The organism is Rhodoferax sp. RT4P68 (genome assembly GCF_056521305.1).
In genome coordinates this window covers 342,581-361,789 of the sequence record NZ_JBWMBB010000001.1, presented here as the reverse complement: position 1 = coordinate 361,789, position 19,209 = coordinate 342,581, and the positions used below count along the sequence as shown (strand labels likewise).

Below are 19,209 nucleotides of genomic sequence, written 5' to 3'. Positions count from 1 at the left end.
CTCTTTTTCTCAGGGGGTCGCCGCCGCGAGCGGTGCTGGCGCGCTGGCCGAGGCGGTGGCCAGCTGCAGGTCGAAGCGCATCTCGGTCCAAAGACCTTCTTCACTGTCGCAAGCCAGCAGGCCACCGTGCCGCTGCACGATGCTGTAGCTGACCGCCAGGCCCAGGCCCAGGCCCTGCCCCACATCGCGCGTGGTGAAGAAGGGTTCGAACACCCGCGTCAGGTTCTCGGGCGCGATGCCGGTGCCGTTGTCGCGCACGCGCACCAGCAGGCGGCTGGTCTCGCGCGTGGCGGTGATGGCAATGCGCATCGCCAGGTCGGGCTGTTGGCGCTGGGCCTTGTGCAGGGCCATGGCGGCGTTGCCGAGCAGGTTGACCAGCACGCCGATGATGGCCGGCTCGTTGCCCAGCACGTGGGTGTCCATGGGCAAGGTGGTCTGCACCTCGATGCCCTTGAGCTCAAAGCCGGTCAGGCGCAAGGCCGAGCGCAGCGCCTTCTCGAACAGGAAGATGCGGTTGCTCTCGCCGCCGGGCTTCTGGTAGGCGAAGGTCTTCAAGTCGGTGACGATGCTCTGCACGCGCTGCATGCCTTCCTTGGCGTCGGTCAGGCTTTCCTTGAGCTCCGGGCTGGTGGCCACGACGGAATCCATGAGCGCCATGTTCAGCGCCATCATGCTGTAGTTGACGGGGTTGTTGACCTCGTGCAGCAGGCCGGCGGACAACGTGCCCAGCGCGGCCATTTTCTCCTGCTGCATCATGTGGCCCTTGATCTGTGCGAGTGCATCGTTGGTGCTTTGCAGCGATGCGTTTTTCACCGAGACCTCGTGCTGCAACGCGAACAGCTGCATGCGGGCGCCTTCGTTGAAGTAGGTGCAGCCAGCCGAGATGGTGGACGAAAACAGCAGGAACAAGGTGTTGCCGACCAGTTCCGGACTGGGCGGCCCCCAACCGCCCGCATGCGCCACGCAGGCCACGACGTAAGCCACGCACGTGAACGCGCCCAGGCCGATGGCCTGCAGCATGCCGATGGGGATGATGATGCCGGCCGCATACAGCGCCAGGCTGAGCCCGAACACGTAGGGCGAGCCGGCGCCCTGTGTGGCGTAGATCATCCCGCTGATCATGAGCTGCGGCAGCACCAGCCACAGCAGCGTCAACGCGCGCACGTTGCGTGGCGCGAACGGCGTGAACAGCAGCCCCAGCGCCAGCAGCATCAGCACTGTCGCGCCGGCCCGCGCCAGCCACAGCTGCCTGGCCTGATCCGGATAGAAAGCCAGGTCCAGCGCCACACCACCGGCCACCAGCACGCAGCCCACCGCACAGCCGGCACGGCTGTACTTCAGGCGGAAGGCGGCCAATTGACGCTCGTAGTCCAGATGGACTTGCGGGTTCACGGGCGTCATCCCGTGTTGTGCAGTTGCATGAACACGTTGACGCCGGTGACATCGGTCCAGATGCGCTCGACGCGATTGCCGTCTGGTGCCAGCCGGCGCATGCTGTCTTCGTCGCGGTAGATCAGGTGCCACTCCAACAGGTGTTCCATCACGCCCCGCTCGGGGTTGGCGCGGTGCACATTGGTCACCAGCAGGCCGCCGCCGCGCCGGGTGCGCGCAGAGAAATACTGCAGCAGGCGGTGGCAGACCTTGTCGGACAAATAGTCGAACAGGCCGGCGCAGTAGACGAAGTCGAAGTCGCTGCCGATCCCGGCGCGATCGCCCGCACCGCGCTTGAGCAGGTTGTGCACGGACTCCTGGACCAGCGTGATGTCGACCTGCACGCCACGCTGGGCGCAGGCGTGATCGATCTTCTGGCGGGTGTAGCGCAGCGTTTCCTCACTGAAGTCCACCAGCGTGAAGGCCAGGCGTTCGGGCGTCGGGTGTTCGGCGATCAGGCGCTGGATCTCCACGGCGGGGCCGCAGCCGACGTTCAGCACGCGCACGGGCGGCGCGTCGGCTGGGCGATCCGCTGGCAACTGCGCCAGCGTGTCGACAAGGATGTCGATGCGGTTGCGGTGCGCGCGCGCCACGGCGGCGTTGAGAAACAGCGCGTTGATGATCTGGAAGTAGGTGCTGGCGCCATCGCGCGGGTCCTCCAGCATCTGGTTGACCATCTGGTAGTCCCCGGCGTAACCCAACGGCTTGGCGAAGGTGCGGTAGACGAACGGCGCACGCAGGATCAGCGGGTGGATCGCCGTTTGCGCAAACGTGCGGTGCGTGGCCTGCAGCAACTCGGGCACCAGGCGCGACACATGCTCCAGCCGATCGAAGTACACACGCGCGCGCCGCATCAGCGGCTCCGCAATCTCGAAGAACACGTCCTTGCGCAGCCGCCCGTCGACGTCCTTGGGCAAGGTGGCGGCCATGTCGGCCTGGTCGATCCAGCGCGACACGTCGGACAGGTAGGCCCGCAGTTCGCTCACGGCCACCTGGTAGTCCTGGTCGATGCTGAAGCGCGCGTCCCAGTCCTCCACGAAGGCCTGGGCCTGCAGCGCGTACGAGGCCGGGCCGTGGCCGATGACGGACAGCTCGTCCCATTCGTCCGTCAGCGTGACCGACACGACCGCCATCAACCCGGTGTTCAGCAGGCTCACGACGACGGCCTTGCCGCGGTAGACCGCCCGCTCGCCCGAACGCACGGTCAACTCGCTCAGCACCTCGCTGACCTGCACGATGGAGTAGGGGTTGTAGATCTCCATCACCAGCGAGCGCCGTTGGTAGTTGGTCAGCAGGCCACGGACCACCTCACCCTGGCTGTTGCGAAAAGTGATGACAGCATCGATGGAACGGGGGGACAGCACGGTGCGAACCTCGGCGGACTCGGGAAGGGGGAGCCGACAGCGCAGGCGTCAGCCGGCGCCGTGGCACTTCTTGTACTTTTTTCCGCTGCCGCAGGGGCAGATGTCGTTGCGGCCCGGAGCGCTGTCGCGGCGCACCTGCGCCACGCGCGGGCCGAGCGATTTGCCGATCTGGCGCAGGTCGTAGACGGCCCAGACGGCTTCGCCGAAGTCTTCCAGACGCGCGGCCGACATGCTGGGCGGGCCGTCCTCGCCGTCGTCGGTCTCGAAGGCCGAGACCTCGGCCGGGCCAGCGTCGTCCTCGCACAGTTTGGCCAGTGTGCCGAGGGCTTCTTCCAGCCAGCGGGCGGCTTCCTTGTCGCGCGAGGAGACGATCCACTCGTCGGGCCAGGACTCCACGGCCAACATGAAGCCCAGCGCCCAGATCTGCGCGAACGCTGGCAGCACGGGCTCGGTGCCGTCCTCGTCGGCTTCGCCCAACGCGGCCGCGCGCTCGTCCTCGGGCATGGCAGCGATGGCACCGCGCACGTCCAGCACCTGCGGGCAGTAGGCACGCTCGTCGTCCAGGGTGTCGACCTCGGCGTCCAGGCCGGCGGAGATTTCGCGCCAGCGCCGCAGCCAGAGCTGCTCGAACTGCTGCAGGCGCGCGGCGTCGCCGAACAGCGTGGCCAGGCTCTCGTCCGAATCGAGCAGCACGGGCCAGTACTGTGCCGGCAGGATCGGGCTGCGGCTGCAGATCAGCGCGGCCATGAAGCCTTCGCAGAACTCCCATTGCGGCACCTGGGCGCTGCGGTCACGCAGACCATCCAGCAGATCATCGAGCTGATCGAAGTCCTCGGGTTGCATGGCGGTGGTGGTCGCCGCGACCGGGTTGGAGGCGGCAGAAGAGGGAATCGGCTGAGACATCTGGAAACCGTGCCTTTGGGGCGTTGCAAAGACGAACCAGCCCGACGCCATGTCGGATCGGCTGCAGGGGCACGGCATAGACCGCACCGCGCGACTTTTGTATCAAAAGTTGGCGACAGTGTGCCAGCGCCGGCAGACGAATGCGCTGCTAGCGACCTCAGCAGCCAATGCGATTGGTAACAAAGCGTTGTGACACTGCGACACCGAGCGTGGCCAGCGCGCGGCGTGTGGCCAGTACCGCGTGGTCCTTGCTGAGGAGCACGGCGCCGTGGGCCAGCGCAAGGTCGATGAAGGGCTGGTCGTCCGGGTCGGCGCAGCGCACAGGCGCGCCGGCCACCGGGGCGCACTGGCGACAAGCGGCGTCGTACACGGCCAGCACAGTGGCCGGCTCCAGCGCGCGTGCGCGCATCCAGTCGGCAACGCGCGGGTAGCCCAGCACGCGGGCCAGTTCATCGCGCATGCCGGGCAGACCCAGCCAGTGCAGCGCGCCACTGGCCAGCGCCTCGCGCAGCGCCTGCGTGGACGGGTCGCCAAAGACCAGCAGGTCGAGCGCGACGTTGGTGTCCAGCACCACGGCGCGGGGCGCGGTGGCGGCCTGCATCCGGGCGTCCGTCAGGTCGGCTCGGGTGCGGGGCCGGCAGCGGCCGCGCGCGGGCGGGCCGAGCCGGCCACCATGTCGAAGCGGAACAGCCGGCACTCGATAGGGCCGTTCCACATCGGCACGCGGCGCGATTCCTTCAGCCGCATGCGCTTGGGCAGTTGCAGGTCGGGCGTGAGCACCCAGGCCGTCCAGCCGGCGTAGTGCTTCTTCCAGTGCGTGGCCAATTGCGGGAAGAAGGCGCCGCCGTCATCGGTCTCGGCCTGTTCGCGGGCGCCAGCGCGGGCCACGCCACCAACCTCGATGCGCTCGCCGTACGGCGGGTTCAGCAGGATCACGCCGCTGGCAGCCGGCGGCATGCGCTGCAGGGCATCGCCGCCGCGCAGCTCGATGGCATCGGCCACGCCGGCACGTTCGGCATTGCGCTGCGCGAAGTCGACCATGCGGTGGGCCACATCGCTGCCATAGGCGACCACGGGCAGGACGTCGCCGGCCGCAGGCGGCGCCGGCGTGGATTGCGCGCGCAGGGCCGCCCAGACGTGGGGCTGGAACGGCAGCAGCTTTTCGAAACCGAAGCGCCGCAGCGCACCGGCCGGGATGCCGCGCGCAATCTGCGCCGCCTCGATGGCGATGGTGCCGCTGCCGCAGCACGGGTCGTACAGCGGCTGCGCGGACACCTCGCCGGTCTCCGGGTTCCACCAGCCGCTGGCAGCCAGCATGGCGGCGGCCAGCGTTTCCTTCAGCGGCGCGTCGCCCTTGTCCTGGCGCCAGCCGCGCTTGAACAGCGCCTCGCCGCTGGTGTCGATGTACAGCGTGCAGGTGTCGGTCGTGAGGTGCGCGAACACCCGGCAGTCGGGCCACTGCGTCTCGATGCTGGGGCGCACGCCGCCGGCCTTAGCACGAAAGCGGTCGGCGATCGCGTCCTTCAGCCGCAGCGTGGCGAAGTTCAGGCTGGTCAGCGGGCTGTGCTGGGCGGTGGTCTCGATCTTGAACGTCTGTTTGGGCGTGAACCAGATCTCCCACGCCACTTCGCTGGCGATGGCGTACAGGTCGTGCTCGGTGCGGTAGGGCGCGTGGGCCAGCTCGATCAGCACGCGCTGGGCCAGACGGCTGTGCAGGTTCAGCTGCATGGCCTCGCGCCAGCCGGCGCGCACGCGCACGCCGCCGCGCAGCGTCAGCAAATCCTGGCCGGCACGGCCGGTCAGCGCATGCACCTCTTGCGCAAGGTACTCCTCGACGCCGGCGGCGCAGGGCAGGAACAGGGAAAAGTCGCTCACCGGAACCTCACAGGGCTTTGCGCAGATTGGTGGGGGCGATGCGCAGTGCCTCGCGGTACTTGGCGACGGTACGGCGGGCGCATTCGATGCCTTGCTCCTTGAGCATCTCGGAGATCTGGCTGTCCGACAGCGGCTTGCGGTTGTCTTCGGCGTCGACGAACTGCCGGATCAGCGCGCGCACCGCCGTGCTGGAGGCGTTGCCCCCGGTCTCCGTGCCCAGCGAGGAGCCGAAGAAATACTTCAGCTCGAAGGTGCCGAACGGCGTGGACATGTACTTGGCGGTGGTCACGCGGCTGATGGTCGATTCGTGCAGGCCCAGCTCGTCGGCAATCTCGCGCAGCACCAGCGGGCGCATCGCCAACGCGCCGTGGGTGAAGAAGTTCTTCTGCCGCTCGACGATGGCGTTGGAGACGCGCAGGATGGTGTCGAAGCGCTGCTGGATGTTCTTGATGAACCAGCGCGCCTCCTGCAGGCGCTGCTGCAGCGCGGCGGTGTTGGAGGCCTCGCGCCCGCCGCCCTTGTGCTGCTTCAGCGCGTTGGCGTAGATGTCGTGCACGCGCAGGCGCGGCATGACTTCGGCGTTGAGCTGAGCCCGAAAGCGCGCCTGCGTGCCCCGGCCGATCTTGACCACGATCACGTCGGGCACCACGATGTTGCGTTCCACGTCGACGAACTTGCGGCCGGGCTTGGGCTCCAGCCGCGTGATCAAGGTGAGCGCGGCCTTGATGCCGGCTTCGTTGTCGCCGCACAGATGGGCCAGGCGCTTCAGGTCGCGCCGTGCCAGCAGATCCATGGACTGGCGGCACATGCGCAATGCGGTACGTCGCAGCGGCGCCGAGACCTGGGACTCGGGCAGGGCCTTGATCTGCAGCGTCAGGCATTCGCCCAGGTCGCGTGCGCCGACGCCGGCCGGCTCCAGGCTCTGCAGCAGCCGCAGCGCCACGGTGAAGCGGTGCACCAGCTCTTCCTGCGCCTCGGGGTCGCCTTCGGAAAAGCCACGCGCCAGCTCGTCCAGCGTGTCTTCCAGGTAGCCGTCTTCGTTCAGCGACTCGATCAGGAAGCGCAGCGCGGCGGTGTCGGTCTCGGACATGCGCAGCGCCAGCGCCTGGCGGTGCAGGAAGCTGGTCAGCGATTCCTGGCTGCGCGCCAGTTCGGTGGCGTCGGTCTCGCCCTCGTCGCCCAGGTTGTTCTTGCGCGGCTGGGCGTCGCCACCCCACTCGCCATCGTCCGGCGCGACATCGTGCGTGCCGTCGCCCTCCCAGTCGGGGGCGTCGTCCTGGCCGGTCAGCGGCGACTCGGACTCGTTGCGGTTGTCCGCGGTGGTCTCGCTGGCGTAATCCTGGCCGCTCGGCCCGATGGCCTCGGCGTCGCGGTCTTCCTCGCGCACCGGCGCATCGGACTGGGCCAGCCCGAAATCCTCGCGCGGTGCCTCCTCCATCGAGTTTTCGAGGAAGGGGTTCTCGTCCAGCATCTGCTCGACTTCCTGCGCCAGCTCCAACGTGGACAACTGCAGCAGCCGGATGGACTGCTGCAATTGGGGCGTCAGCGCCAGGTGCTGCGAGACGCGGAGGGAGAGGCCTTGTTTCATGAAGTGCCGAGCGCCGCACGGCCGCCCGAAGGCGCGAGCGTCCCCTCGGGGGGCAGCGCAGTACACGAAGTGACAAGCGTGGGGGCCATATTCACATTCGGAAGTGCTCGCCCAGGTACACGCGTCGCACCTCGGCGTTGTTGACGATCTCGGACGGCGTGCCCTTGGCCAGCACGGAGCCATCGCTGATGATGTAGGCGTGGTCGCAGATGCCCAGCGTCTCGCGCACGTTGTGGTCGGTGATCAGCACGCCGATGCCACGCGATTTCAGGAAGCTGACGATGCGCTGGATCTCGATCACGGCGATCGGGTCGATGCCGGCGAACGGCTCATCGAGCAGGATGAAGCGCGGCTGCGTGGCCAGGGCGCGGGCGATTTCCACGCGCCGGCGCTCGCCGCCGGAGAGCGACAGCGCCGAGGACTCACGCAGGTGCTCGACGCGCAGGTCCTGCAGCAGCGCGGTCAGGCGCTTTTCGATCTCGTGGCGGCCAAAGCCCTTGCCCTCGGGCGTCTCCTGCAGCTCCAGCACGGCCCGCACATTCTCTTCGACCGTAAGCTTGCGGAAGATGGACGCCTCCTGCGGCAAATAGCTCAACCCCAGGCGCGAGCGGCGGTGGATGGGCATGTGCTCGATCGACTGGCCGTCGATGGAGATGGCGCCGCCATCGGCCCGCACCAGGCCGACGATCATGTAGAACGACGTGGTCTTGCCGGCCCCGTTGGGGCCCAGCAGGCCGACGACCTCGCCTTCGTTGACGGTCAGCGAGACGTCCTTGACGACCTTGCGGCTGCCGTAGGACTTCTCCAGGTGGCGCACGACCAGCCGGCTGCCGGAGCTGGTGAAATTGCTGTCTGGCTCCACCACGCTATTTGGTCCCACCGTCCAGCCGGATGCTGGGGCGCAGCGGCTGGGTCGGCGCCACGGGCGCGGCCGGCGCGCTGGCCGACGGCTGGGGTGTCAGCACCGCACGCACACGGCCAGAGCCACCCGGGCTGCCGGGCTTGCCGGCATCGACGGTGAAGACCTCGGACACGTTGTCATAGACGATCACCGCGCCGGTGACCTCGTCGTTCAACTGCGTGCCGACATAGCGGCGCAGCACGGCGCGGCGGATGAAGGTGACCTTGTCGGCCCGGCCGTCGTATTCGATGACCTCGCCCTCGCCCTCGATGAATTCGTTGACGCCTTCGCGCTTCTGGCGAAAGAAGGCGCGCTTGCCTGCCTCGGCCGTGACCACGCCGAACTGGTAGCCCTGCGCGTCCTTGCGCACTTCGACCCGGGCGCCCCGCGTGACGATGGTGCCCTTGGTCATCAGCACGTTGCCGGTGAACACGTTGGTCTGCTTCAGGTCGTCATAGCGCATGGCGTCGGCTTCGATGTTCATGGGCTTGTCGCGGTCCGCCCGCTCGGCCTGCGCCAAGCCGGTGGCCAGGCCGAGGACCGCACAGACGAGAAAGAGAGCGTATGGGTTTTGCATATGAGGCACGAAACTTGCTGGCGCATTGTAGCGGCCACTTTGGGCCGCAAAAACGACAAGGCCCGCACGAGCGGGCCTTGTCGTTTCTACGCAAACCGCGCAGCGGATGGTCAGGTTTTGGCCTTGCGCTGCTCGGCCAGCAGCTGGTCGGTGATGACCAGGGCGCGGTCCATGGACTGCGCCAGCGTGCCGTCGGTGTAGTAGCGCCCGTGGATGCCCATGGCTGGCACGCCGGCCAGCTTGTAGGCGTCCTGCAGCTGCGTGGCCTTGCGCACCTTGGTGCTGACGGCGAACGAGGCGTAGGTCTCCTCGGCCTTGACCTTGTCGACGCCCTGCTTGACCAGCCAGGCCAGCACGGTTTCGTCCCGGTTGAGCTGCTGCTTCTCGATGTGGATGGCGTAGAAGGCCTTGCGATGCAGGGTTTCCACCAGGTTCAGCGCCTCCAACGTGTAATAAAGCTTCTGCAGAGGCACGAAATCGTTACGGAAGGCCACCGGCGAACGTCGGAACGCCACGTCCTTGGGCAGACGCTTGACCCACTCTTCCAGCCGCGGCTCGAATGTGTTGCAGTGCGGGCAGGCATACCAGAAGAACTCGACCACCTCCAGCTTGCCGGCTGGAGCCTCGACACCGGCGGGCTTGTCCAGCACCAGATAGTCGGTACCGGCCTGCGGCGCCCGGCCTTGGGCCTGGGCCAGCGGCACCGTCGCCATGCCCAGTGTGGACACGGCCAGACCGGCCTTGGAAAACTCACGACGTTTCATTGATTTCACTCCTTGGCCGCTTGTGACAGGGGCCGACGACAAAAAGTTTCAGCGCTGCACGCGCACCAGCGCCGTGTCGGCGCCAGAGTCGCTCAGGCGCTCCTTGGTCCGCTCGGCGTCGTCGCGGTTCTTGTAGGGGCCCATGCGCACGCGGTAGACGGTGCGGCCGGCCTGCTCGCGCTCGGTCACGCGGGCCTCCAAGCCCATCATCGCCAGGCGGGCGCGCTGGGTTTCGGCATCCTCCGGGGTGCGAAATGCGCCGGCCTGAATGAAATATTCGAACGGATCGGCCGCAGGCGCTGCAACCGCGGCCGGTGCCGGGTTGGCGCTGCGCGCACGGGCCAGGTCGCCCAGCGGGTCGGACGAAGGCGACGGGCGGGTGGCCGTGCCAGGGCGGGCAGCCGGCTCGCTCGACGCCGACGGGTCGACGGGAGGCGGCAGCCCGGGCGCGACGAAGGCCGGCGCCGGGGGTGGGGCCGTCGGGCGCGCGGGGTTCTTGCCGTGCAGCGGGGCGTTCGGGTCCCAGTTCTGGTTCTTGCGGCTCTCTGCGGCGTCATGGTCGGCGTTGCGGCTCTGGGTCTTGCCGCTCATGAACGGGATCGGCACCTTGGTCACATACACGGCCACGGCCAGCGCCGCCACCAGGCCGACCACCACGCCGACGATGAACCCGACGAGGGTGCCGCCCGCCTGGCGGCGCGGGGCCTGGGCCAGGCTGGCGCCACTGGCCTTGGCGGGCCGCTTGCGTTGTTCCGATTGCTTCATCTCTACATTTTCTCGGGGGCGCTGACCCCCAACAGGGCCAGGCCGTTGCGCAGGACTTGCGCGGTCGCGGCGACCAGGGCCAGACGGGCGGCCTTGACGGCCTCGTCGTCGACCAGGATGCGCTCGGCATCGTAATAGCTGTGGTAGCTGGCCGAGAGTTCGCGCAGGTAAAAGGTGACGTCGTGCGGGGCGAATTCAGTGGCGGCGCTGGCCAGCATGTCCGGATAGCGCGCCAATAGCAGCATCAGCGCCTGGGCCTGCGGGCTTTGCAGCGGTGCCAGGTCTACGGCCGCAAGGTTGGCGCGGTCGCCGCCCCAGGCCGTCAGCACCGAGCAGATGCGCGCATGGGCGTACTGCACGTAGTAGACCGGGTTGTCGTTGCTCTTGGCGATGGCCAGGTCGACGTCGAAGGTGTATTCGGTGTCGGGCTTGCGGCTGAGCAGGAAGAAGCGCACCGCGTCCGTGCTGGTCCACTCGATCAGGTCGCGCAGCGTCACGTAGCTGCCGGCGCGCTTGGAGATCTTGACCTCGACCCCGCCGCGCATCACGCGCACCATGGTGTGCAGCACGTAGTCGGGGTAGCCCTCGGGAATGCCGACATCGGCCGCCTGCAGGCCGGCGCGCACGCGGGCGATGGTGCCGTGGTGGTCCGTGCCCTGGATGTTGACGACCTTGGTGAAGCCGCGCTCCCACTTGGCGATGTGGTAGGCCACATCGGGCACGAAGTAGGTGTAGCCGCCAGCTGCCTTGCGCATGACGCGGTCCTTGTCGTCGCCGTAGTCGGTCGACTTGAGCCACAGCGCGCCGTCCAGCTCGTAGGTCTTGCCGGAGGCCTGCATGCGGGCGACCGCACCCTCGACCTTGCCGCTGGTGTAGAGGCTGGACTCCAGATAGAAGTTGTCGAACCGCACCTGGAAGGCCTTCAAGTCCAGGTCCTGCTCGCGGCGCAGGTAGGCCACGGCGAACTCGCGGATCGAATCCAGGTCGTCGATGTTGCCGCTGGCCGTGACCTCGCGGTCGTCGGCCTTGACGGCCTTGCCGGCCAGGAAATCCCTGGCGATGTCGGCGATGTACTCACCGTTGTAGGCCGGCGCGTTCTCGCCGCTCGGCCACTCGGCGTCGCCGGGCTTGAAGCCCCGGGCCCGCAGTTGCGTGGAGCTGGCCAGCGTGGCGATCTGCACGCCCGCGTCGTTGTAATAGAACTCGCGGAATACGTCCCAGCCCTGCGACTGGAACAGGTTGCAGATGGCATCGCCCAGCGCCGCCTGGCGGCCGTGGCCCACATGGAGCGGGCCGGTAGGGTTGGCCGAGACGAACTCGACCAGCAGCTTGCGGCCGTTGCCGGGCTGCACGCCGAAGCGCTCACCACGCTGCAGCACCTCACGCACCACCTGCTGCTTGGCTGCACCCTTGAGCTTCAGGTTCAGGAAGCCGGGGCCGGCGATGTCGATCGAGTCGACCCACAGAGCCACGGCCGGCTGCGCCAGCAAGGCGGTGCGCAGCTGCTCGCCGAGTTGGCGCGGGTTGAGCTTGAGCGGTTTGGCCAGCTGCATGGCCGCGGTGCAGGCGTAGTCGCCATGGGCTGCCACCTTGGGTGTCTCGAAGGCGGCGCGGGCGCCGGCGCCCGGCGACACCTGTTCGAGCGCTGCACCCAATGCAGACAGCAATTCTTGTTTGACGGAAAACATCGGTGGATTTTAGGTGGCACCCTGCCAGGGGTTTGCCGAGGTCGGCCCCATGCGCGTGTCAGCCAGGGCCGATGGGCAGCGCGGCGTAGACCAGGGCACCCGGCTCACCGGCGCTGGGCCGGTGCGCCAGCGGCGTGGCCAGCAGCCATTCGCCATGCACCGCGTGTTCCTGCCCGCTCTGCAGCCAGGGCAGCGGCGCGGCGTCGGGCAGGCGTTGCGCGGCCAACGCGTGCGGGCCCTGCGTTGCGATCGCAGCCGTCACAGCCATGGCAGCCATCGGCACCGCCGGGTCCGCGTCGAAGGTCTGCACCCGCAGGCCCTCGCCATCCGGTGCGGCCTGCGGCGCCTGCAGGACACAGACCCAGCGCGACAAGTGGCACAGGTGCGGGCGCATCCGCGCGCTCATGGGCGTGGGCTCGCGCAGCAGGCGCTGGTAGGCATCTTCCTGCAGCACCTGGGCGTCGCGCAGGCCGTACAACGTCAGATAGCGGGGGCCGGTCTGCGGCCAGGTCGCGCCGAAACGCCGCGCCCACAGGATGCCGGGAACGGTGAGTCGCTCGGGCACGTGTTCCTGGGCATGCCAGGCGTTGTAGTCGGCTTCCAGTTCCGGCGTGACGCCGTTCCACAGCGCGAGCAAGGCCGTGGCGGCAGCGCGCTCAGGCATCGCCCGCCTGCGGGCGCAGCAGCACCTTGCTGGCATGCTTGCCGTGTGCCAACGCAAAGCCTTCCCTCGCCTGCGACAGCGGCAGCACATGGCTGACCATCGGACGCAGCACGGTGTCCATCTCGGCCAGCAGGGCGAGCGCCAGCGGCCAGTCGGACTCGGGCGGGCGGAACGAGCCGCGCAGCTGCTGCTGGTTGCGCACCAGCGGCGTCAGGTCCAGCGCCAACGGCCGCGCATGGATGCCGGTGACGACGACGATGCCGTTGCGGCGCAGCAGCGCCAGCGCCTCGGCGATGGTCTCTGGCACACCGGTGGCTTCGAACACGATGTCGAACGGCGCGCCACCCGTGAAGGGGTGCGTGCCCTCGGCCAGCGACTGCGTTTTCACATCCACCAGCGCGTTGAAACCCATGGCGCGCAGCGCATCGAAGCGCGCCGCGTCGTCAAACCCGCTGACCACCACTTGGGCCGCCCCGGCACGCCGCGCCAGCGCCGCGATGCCCTGGCCGATGGTGCCAGGCCCCATGACCAGCACGCGCAGCCCAGCCACGTCGCCCGCGATGCGCAGCGCCTGCATGGAGATCGTCAGCGGCTCGGTCAACGCGGCCAGTTCGTCGCTGAGTGCGTCGGGCACCGGCACGCAGTTGCGCTGCGGCACACGCACCCAAGCGGCGAAGGCGCCATCACGCGTCATGCCGATGCCACGGCGGCGCTCGCACGCGTCATGCCGGCCATCGGCACAGGCGGGGCACACGCCGCAGGTGACCGACGGCCGCACCACCACGCGCTGGCCGGCCAGCGGGCCGGTCTTGGCCACGCCGACGAATTCATGGCCGATCGTGACCGGGATGCTGGGGGCGATGAATGCGTAGCTGGGCGTCCAGTCGTCCACATGCAGATCGCTGCCGCAGATGCCGGTGGCACGCACCTGCACCAGCACGTCGTCGGAGTCGGCCGGCACAACGGGCCTCGGCACGTCGACCAGTTCCAGACCCGCCGCGGCGCGGGTTTTCTGCAGGGCTTGCATGCTGCGGATCAATCGACGGTGATGCCGACCTTCTGGATGATCGCGCCCCATTTCGTGCCTTCCTCGGCGATGAAGCTTTTGAAGGCGTCCGGCGTGCCGCTGCCGATGACCAGACCCTGCTTGGCGAAGGCCTCGCGCACGCCGGCTTCCTGCATGACGGCGTTGACATCGGCATTGATGCGGGCCACCACCTCGGGCGGCGTGCCGGTGGGCGCGAACAGGCCGTTCCAGGCCAGCGCCTCGAAGCCCGGGTAGCCCTGCTCGGCCACGGTCGGCACATCGGCCACGCCCTCCACGCGCTTCAAGCTGGTGGTGGCCAGCAGGCGGATGCGGCCGCTCTGGATCAAGGGCAGTAGCGCTGGCGCCACCGCGAACAAGCCATGCGTCTCGCCCGAGGCCACCGACAGCCCGGCCGGCGGCGAGCCGGCGAACGGAACGTGCGTGGCCTCGAAGCCTGCGGTGCTGCGAAACAGCTCCATCGTCAGGTGCGAGGAGCTACCCGCGCCCACCGAGGCGTAGCTGACCTTGCCGCCCTGCTGCTTGGCCCAGGCCACGTACTCGGGCAGGGTCTTCGCCGGGTTGGCGGTCGGCACGGCCAACACGTTCGGCTGGGACGAGGTCAGCACGATGGGGATCAAGTCGCGCGCCGGGTCGTAGCTCATCTTCTTGTACATGAACGGGCCGAACGCGATGGGCCCGTTGAAACCGACGCCCAGCGTCAGCCCATCAGCCGGCGCCTTGGCCACCAGACCCATGCCCAGCATGCCGCCGGCACCGGGCTTGTTGTCGACGACGACGGGTTGTTGCCAGCGGTCGCGCAGCTTGTCGCCCAGGGTGCGGGCGATGAAATCGAGCGAGCTGCCGGCCGGTGCGGGCACCACCAGCTTGAGGGGTTTGGTGGGCCAGGCCTGCGCCGAGGCCGCCAGACTGAGAGTGCAGCCAAGTGCGAATGCGAGAAGGGTCTTCATGGTCGTGTCTCCAGGGTGGAACGGCGCGGGGGTGCGTCGCTGTGCGGCGCATTCTGTGCCAGCCGGGCTATCGTTCAAACACCGGTTGCCAAACCCATGACAGATGAAGACGCTGGCATGAACTGCGCCACCGGCGCCAGCGGCTGGAGGAATCCGCGCAGACCATCCTCGAACGGCTGACGCAACGTGTGACAAACGCCCTCAAAAGCCGTCATCCGTAGCCATTGCCTGGCGTTAGAGTCGAGCTGCGCACTGTAGCAAGCACTTTCCCCCCCCACTCTCCAGAAGGACACAACATGTTCAACATCGCCTCCCTGATCCTGGCCGCCGCGTTCGCCCTGTCCGTGGGCACGGCCCACGCCGCCGAGGACGCCAAGCCCGGCTCCAAGCTGGGCGCCTGCAGCAAGGAAGCCGCGGCCAAGGGCCTCAAGGGCGATGAGCGCAATCAGTATCTTTCCGCCTGCAACAAGGGCACGACCGCCGCAGCCGCACCGGCGGAGAAGGCCGCCAAGAGCGGCTCCAAGCTCGGCGCGTGCAGCAAGGAGGCGGCAGCCAAGGGCCTCAAGGGCGACGAGCGCAATCAGTACCTGTCCAGCTGCAACAAGGGCGAGACGGCAGCGGCGGCCCCCGGCGACAAGCCGGTCTCCAAGCTCGGCACCTGCAGCAAGGAAGCCGCAGCCAAGGGTCTGAAGGGCGATGAGCGCAACAAGTACCTGTCGGAGTGCAACAAGGCCTGAAGCCAGCCCGTCCCCGCCTCGACGGCCCCGTAAGGGGCCGTCGGCGTTTCTACTTGCCGAAACCGCGCGCCAGGAACACCGCCAGCAGCGCCACCAGCGGAATGACGTGTGCCTGCACCATGACCGTCTTACGCGTGCGGCGCACTTCGTCGTCGGTCGGCAGCGCGCCGGTGGCGCGCAGGGCCTTGCGCCAGCGCAGGTAGGTGAGCGTCGGCTTGATCGACACCAGCCCGATGACCACGAACAGCGCAAGCTTGGTGTGCAGCAGCGGGTTGCTCCAATACCAGCCCACGCCTTTGGAACCCCAGTAGGTGCGCACCAGCCCCGTCACCAGCACCACGACGGCGGCAATGCCGTAGAGCAGGTCGACCCGTGCCAGCCGCTCAACGATGCGCGCGTTCATCCACTCGACGCGGCACAGCGCGGCCTCGCTGGCGAGGAAGGTCACCATCGTGAAGATGGCCAGCCAATGGACGTAGGCCAGCAGGGTTTCAAGCAGCATGTCGTGACTCCTTGGAAGGGGGAACGGGCTGGCCGCTCCAGTACGAGCTCTGGCCGTAGTGGAGTTTCAGATGGTCGATCCACAGCCGCACGCGCAGAGGCAGGTGCTTGCGCTGCGGAAACACGGCGTAGATGCCGCTGGGTGCGGCGGCAAACTCTTCCAGCAGCACCACCAGCCGGCCGGCGGCGACGTCGGCCTCGACCTCCCAGGTGCTGCGCCAGGCGATGCCCCAGCCCGCCAGGCACCAGTCGTGCAGCACCTGGCCGTCCGAGCAGTCCAGCGGGCCGCCGGGCTTCAGGTGGATCAGCTCGCGCCCTCCGCCGACAGCGGGCACGCGAAAGGCCCAGCCCCGCGTCTGCGAAGCGTCGGACGACAGGCTCAGGCAGTCGAAATGCGCCAGGTCGGCCGGCCGTTGTGGCGTGCCGTGACGTTTCAGGAAGGCCGGCGTGGCGACACACTGGCGCCGGTTGTCGGCCAGGCGCACGCTGACCAGCGAGGAATCGGGCATGTCGCCCACGCGCACGGCGCAGTCGAAGCCCTCGGCGGCCAGGTCGACGACGCGGTCCGACAGGTTGAGCGAGATGCTGACCTCCCGGTGCAGCTCGCGAAAGCGCGGCACCAGCGGCGCCACGTGGCGCCTGCCAAACCCGGCCGGCGCCGTGAGGCGCAGATGCCCGCTGGCCTTGACGCCGCCGGCGCTGACGCTGGCCTCGGCGTTGGCCAGATCGGCCAGCAGGCGCTGGCAATCCTCCAGAAAGGCGCTGCCCTCGTGCGTCAGCGAGATGCGGCGCGTGGTGCGCACCAACAGGCGCACACCCAGCCGCTCCTCCAGCGCATCCAGCCGCCGGCCCATGATGGCCGGCGCCACGCCCTCGGCCTTGGCCGCCGCCGTCAGGCTGCCGCGCGCGGCCACCGAGACGAAGGATTCCAGCTGCTTCAGTCTGTCCATGGCGGGCGATTATGCGGACGCGCCGCACGCAAGCCCCCCGTCACAGAACGTCAGCGTCTGCGGCGTTGCGGCGGCAGGCGCTGCATGCAGCCCCGGGCGGGTGGTGTCATCGCAAGCCGACACGGCCCAGGTTCATGACCTTCGTCCACGCGGCAACAAAGTCCTGCACGAACTTGCCGTTCGCATCGGACGCCGCGTAGACCTCGGAGACGGCACGCAGCTCCGAGTTCGAACCAAAGATCAGGTCGACCGGCGTTGCCGTCCACTTGACCTTGCGGCTGGCACGGTCACGGCCCTCGTACAGACCTTCGGCCTGGTCGGACTTGGCCCACACGGTGGACATGTCGAGCAGGTGCACGAAAAAGTCGTTGCTCAGGGTGCCGGGACGCTGGGTGAACACACCGTGCGCCAGACCATTCACGTTGGCGTTGAGCGTGCGCATCCCCCCCACCAGCACGGTCATTTCCGGCACGGTCAGCGTCAGCAGGTTGGCGCGTTCGACCAGCATTTCCGCCGGCGAGAGGCGCTGCGCGGCGCCGAAGTGGTTGCGAAAGCCATCGGCCCCAGGCTCCAGCACGGTGAATGCCGCCGCATCGGTCTGCTCGGGCGATGCGTCCATGCGGCCCGGCGTGAAGGGCACCCTCACCGTGTGCCCGGCCCTGCTGGCCGCCTGTTCGACGCCAGCTACGCCGCCCAGCACGATCAGGTCTGCCAGCGACACCTTCTTGCCGCCCTTCTGCGCCGCGTTGAAGTCGCTGCGGATGCGCTCCAGAGCGTCGAGCACGCGGGCCAGTTCGGCCGGGCTGTTGGCCGCCCAATCCTTTTGCGGCGTCAGCCGGATGCGCGCGCCGTCCGCACCACCGCGCATGTCGGTGCCGCGAAAGGTGGCCGCAGACGCCCAGGCGGTGCGCACGAGCGCGGGTACCGACACCCCCGATGCCAGGATCCTGGACTTGAGCGCGGCGACGTCCCGGGCATCGACCAGCTTGTGGTCGACAGCGGGAATCGGGTCTTGCCAGATCAGCGGCTCTTTCGGGACTTCGGCGCCCAGGTAACGGCCACGCGGGCCGAGGTCGCGGTGCGTCAGCTTGAACCATGCCTTGGCGAACGCGCGTTCGAACTCGGCCGGATCGGCCAGGAAGCGCTGCGTGATCTTCTGATAGCTCGGGTCGACCTTCAACGCCAGGTCGGTCGTGAACATGATCGGCGCGTGGCGCTTGGCGGCGTCGTGCGCGTCCGGTACGGTGAGGACCTGATCGGCGTTCTTGGGAACCCACTGCACGGCCCCGGCCGGGCTCTTCGTCTGCACCCAGTCGAACGCATACAGGTTGGACAGGTACTGCGTGGTCCACTGCGTCGGCTTGGCGGTCCACGCGCCTTCCAGGCCGCTGGTGATCGCGTCGGCGCCCTTGCCGGTGCCGCACTTGTTGGCCCAGCCCATGCCCTGGGCTTCCACGGGCGCGGCGGCCGGTTCAGGGCCCAGGCATTTGGACGGGTCGTGCGCACCGTGCGCCTTGCCAAAGGTGTGGCCACCCGCGATCAGCGCGACGGTTTCCTCGTCGTTCATGGCCATGCGACCAAAGGTCTCGCGGATGTCGCGCGCTGCAGCAGCCGGGTCGTGGTTGGCGTTGGGGCCCTCCGGGTTCACGTAGATCAACCCCATCTGCACCGCAGCCAGCGGGTTGTCGAGCATCCGGTCGCCCGTGTAGCGCTTGCTGTCCATGAACTTGGCTTCAGGCCCCCAGTAGACCGTGTCGGCTTCCCAATCGTCCTCGCGCCCGCCGGCGAAACCGAACGTCCGAAAGCCCATGGATTCGAGCGCGACATTGCCGGTGAGAACCATCAGGTCAGCCCAGGACACGCTGCGGCCGTACTTCTGCTTGACAGGCCACAGCAGGCGCCGCGCCTTGTCCAGGCTCGCGTTGTCGGGCCAGCTATTGAGCGGCTCGAAGCGCTGCTGGCCACCGCCCGCACCACCGCGCCCGTCCCAGGTGCGGTAAGTGCCTGCGCTGTGCCAGGCCATGCGGATGAAGAACGGGCCGTAGTGGCCATAGTCGGCCGGCCACCAGTCTTGCGATGTGGTCATCACGGCGCCGATGTCCTTCTTCAGCGCCTTGAGGTCGACCTTTTTGAAGGCCTCGGCGTAGTTGAAGCGCTCACCCATCGGGTTGGACGCGGCGCCATGCAGACGCAAGGGCGAGAGGTCCAGCTTTTGCGGCCACCAGAACTGGTTGGACGCCGTGTTGCCCTGTGCCTGCGCCAGGCCAGGTGCAACGACCGCTGCAAATGTGAGCGCAAGAGTCGCGGCCCACGTCGATTGTCGAACAAACATGTCTGTAGCTCCCCCGTATGCAATCGATACGGTGAAGTCATGCTCGGTGGGCCGTCTTAAGGTCAGCTTACGGCGCGCCGGCGTTTGCGCCGGCGGGTGTAACAGCGTGCGCCAGCACCCGGCCCGCCCCGCGCGCCGGACACACTCCGAAACGAGCCGACAAGCTCCAGACGC

General features: G+C 68.2%; 18 protein-coding genes. 1 reads left to right on the top strand and 17 read right to left on the bottom strand.

All coding sequences use genetic code 11. From position 1 onward, the window contains the following. Positions 1-9: 9 nt before the first annotated feature. From AC099J_RS01650 to AC099J_RS01585, 14 genes are all read right to left on the bottom strand, one after another. On the bottom strand, positions 10-1,401 hold the full coding sequence (locus tag AC099J_RS01650; protein WP_479613456.1) for a sensor histidine kinase: 1,392 nt from the start codon (positions 1,399-1,401) through the stop codon (positions 10-12). Further along, a complete protein-coding gene (locus tag AC099J_RS01645) occupies positions 1,398-2,795 on the bottom strand; it encodes a class I SAM-dependent methyltransferase (protein WP_479613455.1) in 1,398 nt (465 codons plus the stop codon). Before AC099J_RS01645 ends, AC099J_RS01650 begins: the two co-directional genes overlap by 4 nt. Before the next feature lie 48 nt (positions 2,796-2,843). After that, the gene (locus AC099J_RS01640; protein ID WP_479613454.1) at positions 2,844-3,698 is read right to left on the bottom strand and encodes a YecA/YgfB family protein; all 855 of its coding nucleotides are present in this window, start codon (positions 3,696-3,698) and stop codon (positions 2,844-2,846) included. Positions 3,699-3,855: 157 nt separating this feature from the next. After that, on the bottom strand, positions 3,856-4,299 hold the full coding sequence (locus AC099J_RS01635; protein WP_479613453.1) for a PIN domain-containing protein: 444 nt from the start codon (positions 4,297-4,299) through the stop codon (positions 3,856-3,858). An 11-nt stretch (positions 4,300-4,310) separates the two neighbouring features. Further along, entirely contained in the window at positions 4,311-5,573 is a 1,263-nt protein-coding gene (locus AC099J_RS01630; RefSeq protein ID WP_479613452.1) for a THUMP domain-containing class I SAM-dependent RNA methyltransferase, read from the bottom strand. 7 nt (positions 5,574-5,580) lie between these two features. Further along, a complete protein-coding gene (locus AC099J_RS01625; RefSeq protein ID WP_479613451.1) occupies positions 5,581-7,161 on the bottom strand; it encodes an RNA polymerase factor sigma-54 in 1,581 nt (526 codons plus the stop codon). Between the two features lie 91 nt (positions 7,162-7,252). After that, on the bottom strand, positions 7,253-8,023 hold the full coding sequence (lptB, locus tag AC099J_RS01620) for an LPS export ABC transporter ATP-binding protein (RefSeq protein ID WP_479613450.1): 771 nt from the start codon (positions 8,021-8,023) through the stop codon (positions 7,253-7,255). A gap of 4 nt (positions 8,024-8,027) precedes the next feature. Continuing rightward, a complete protein-coding gene (gene lptA, locus AC099J_RS01615) occupies positions 8,028-8,639 on the bottom strand; it encodes a lipopolysaccharide transport periplasmic protein LptA (protein WP_479613449.1) in 612 nt (203 codons plus the stop codon). Between the two features lie 110 nt (positions 8,640-8,749). Further along, complete coding sequence (locus AC099J_RS01610; RefSeq protein ID WP_479613448.1) at positions 8,750-9,403, bottom strand: thiol:disulfide interchange protein DsbA/DsbL; 654 nt, start codon at positions 9,401-9,403, stop codon at positions 8,750-8,752. A 48-nt stretch (positions 9,404-9,451) separates the two neighbouring features. Further along, positions 9,452-10,168, bottom strand: a complete 717-nt coding sequence (locus tag AC099J_RS01605; protein ID WP_479613447.1) for an SPOR domain-containing protein — start codon at positions 10,166-10,168, stop codon at positions 9,452-9,454. A gap of 2 nt (positions 10,169-10,170) precedes the next feature. After that, positions 10,171-11,856 (bottom strand): arginine--tRNA ligase, encoded by a 1,686-nt coding sequence (argS, locus tag AC099J_RS01600; protein ID WP_479613446.1) that lies wholly within the window; start codon positions 11,854-11,856, stop codon positions 10,171-10,173. A gap of 58 nt (positions 11,857-11,914) precedes the next feature. Beyond that, positions 11,915-12,520 carry a hypothetical protein gene (locus AC099J_RS01595; protein ID WP_479613445.1) on the bottom strand — a complete coding sequence of 202 codons (606 nt, stop codon included), beginning with the start codon at positions 12,518-12,520 and terminating at the stop codon, positions 11,915-11,917. Then, the gene (locus AC099J_RS01590) at positions 12,513-13,547 is read right to left on the bottom strand and encodes a zinc-dependent alcohol dehydrogenase (RefSeq protein ID WP_479613444.1); all 1,035 of its coding nucleotides are present in this window, start codon (positions 13,545-13,547) and stop codon (positions 12,513-12,515) included. The genes AC099J_RS01595 and AC099J_RS01590 overlap by 8 nt, the downstream gene beginning before the upstream one ends. A gap of 8 nt (positions 13,548-13,555) precedes the next feature. After that, complete coding sequence (locus AC099J_RS01585; RefSeq protein ID WP_479613443.1) at positions 13,556-14,515, bottom strand: Bug family tripartite tricarboxylate transporter substrate binding protein; 960 nt, start codon at positions 14,513-14,515, stop codon at positions 13,556-13,558. 296 nt (positions 14,516-14,811) lie between these two features. Between AC099J_RS01585 and AC099J_RS01580 the strand changes: the two genes are divergently transcribed. Further along, positions 14,812-15,252 carry a PsiF family protein gene (locus AC099J_RS01580; protein WP_479613442.1) on the top strand — a complete coding sequence of 147 codons (441 nt, stop codon included), beginning with the start codon at positions 14,812-14,814 and terminating at the stop codon, positions 15,250-15,252. A 49-nt stretch (positions 15,253-15,301) separates the two neighbouring features. On the opposite strand, the gene AC099J_RS01575 is transcribed toward AC099J_RS01580, so the two are convergent. The 3 genes from AC099J_RS01575 to katG form a co-directional block, all read right to left on the bottom strand. Then, the gene (locus AC099J_RS01575; protein ID WP_479613441.1) at positions 15,302-15,754 is read right to left on the bottom strand and encodes a DUF2214 family protein; all 453 of its coding nucleotides are present in this window, start codon (positions 15,752-15,754) and stop codon (positions 15,302-15,304) included. Further along, a complete protein-coding gene (locus tag AC099J_RS01570) occupies positions 15,744-16,703 on the bottom strand; it encodes a LysR family transcriptional regulator (protein WP_479613440.1) in 960 nt (319 codons plus the stop codon). Before AC099J_RS01570 ends, AC099J_RS01575 begins: the two co-directional genes overlap by 11 nt. 106 nt (positions 16,704-16,809) lie before the next feature. Further along, entirely contained in the window at positions 16,810-19,035 is a 2,226-nt protein-coding gene (gene katG / locus AC099J_RS01565; protein ID WP_479613439.1) for a catalase/peroxidase HPI, read from the bottom strand. Between the last annotated feature and the right edge of the window lie 174 nt (positions 19,036-19,209).

Excerpts from the sequence above, each read along its gene's own strand:
- AC099J_RS01650 (WP_479613456.1), bottom strand. The coding sequence starts at position 1,401 with ATGACGCCCGTGAACCCGCAAGTCCATCTGGACTACGAGCGTCAATTG.
- AC099J_RS01640 (WP_479613454.1), bottom strand. The coding sequence starts at position 3,698 with ATGTCTCAGCCGATTCCCTCTTCTGCCGCCTCCAACCCGGTCGCGGCG.
- AC099J_RS01635 (WP_479613453.1), bottom strand. The coding sequence starts at position 4,299 with ATGCAGGCCGCCACCGCGCCCCGCGCCGTGGTGCTGGACACCAACGTC.
- AC099J_RS01625 (WP_479613451.1), bottom strand. The coding sequence starts at position 7,161 with ATGAAACAAGGCCTCTCCCTCCGCGTCTCGCAGCACCTGGCGCTGACG.
- lptA (WP_479613449.1), bottom strand. The coding sequence starts at position 8,639 with ATGCAAAACCCATACGCTCTCTTTCTCGTCTGTGCGGTCCTCGGCCTG.
- AC099J_RS01610 (WP_479613448.1), bottom strand. The coding sequence starts at position 9,403 with ATGAAACGTCGTGAGTTTTCCAAGGCCGGTCTGGCCGTGTCCACACTG.
- AC099J_RS01605 (WP_479613447.1), bottom strand. The coding sequence starts at position 10,168 with ATGAAGCAATCGGAACAACGCAAGCGGCCCGCCAAGGCCAGTGGCGCC.
- argS (WP_479613446.1), bottom strand. The coding sequence starts at position 11,856 with ATGTTTTCCGTCAAACAAGAATTGCTGTCTGCATTGGGTGCAGCGCTC.
- AC099J_RS01595 (WP_479613445.1), bottom strand. The coding sequence starts at position 12,520 with ATGCCTGAGCGCGCTGCCGCCACGGCCTTGCTCGCGCTGTGGAACGGC.
- AC099J_RS01590 (WP_479613444.1), bottom strand. The coding sequence starts at position 13,547 with ATGCAAGCCCTGCAGAAAACCCGCGCCGCGGCGGGTCTGGAACTGGTC.
- AC099J_RS01585 (WP_479613443.1), bottom strand. The coding sequence starts at position 14,515 with ATGAAGACCCTTCTCGCATTCGCACTTGGCTGCACTCTCAGTCTGGCG.
- AC099J_RS01580 (WP_479613442.1), top strand. The coding sequence starts at position 14,812 with ATGTTCAACATCGCCTCCCTGATCCTGGCCGCCGCGTTCGCCCTGTCC.
- AC099J_RS01575 (WP_479613441.1), bottom strand. The coding sequence starts at position 15,754 with ATGCTGCTTGAAACCCTGCTGGCCTACGTCCATTGGCTGGCCATCTTC.
- AC099J_RS01570 (WP_479613440.1), bottom strand. The coding sequence starts at position 16,703 with ATGGACAGACTGAAGCAGCTGGAATCCTTCGTCTCGGTGGCCGCGCGC.
- katG (WP_479613439.1), bottom strand. The coding sequence starts at position 19,035 with ATGTTTGTTCGACAATCGACGTGGGCCGCGACTCTTGCGCTCACATTT.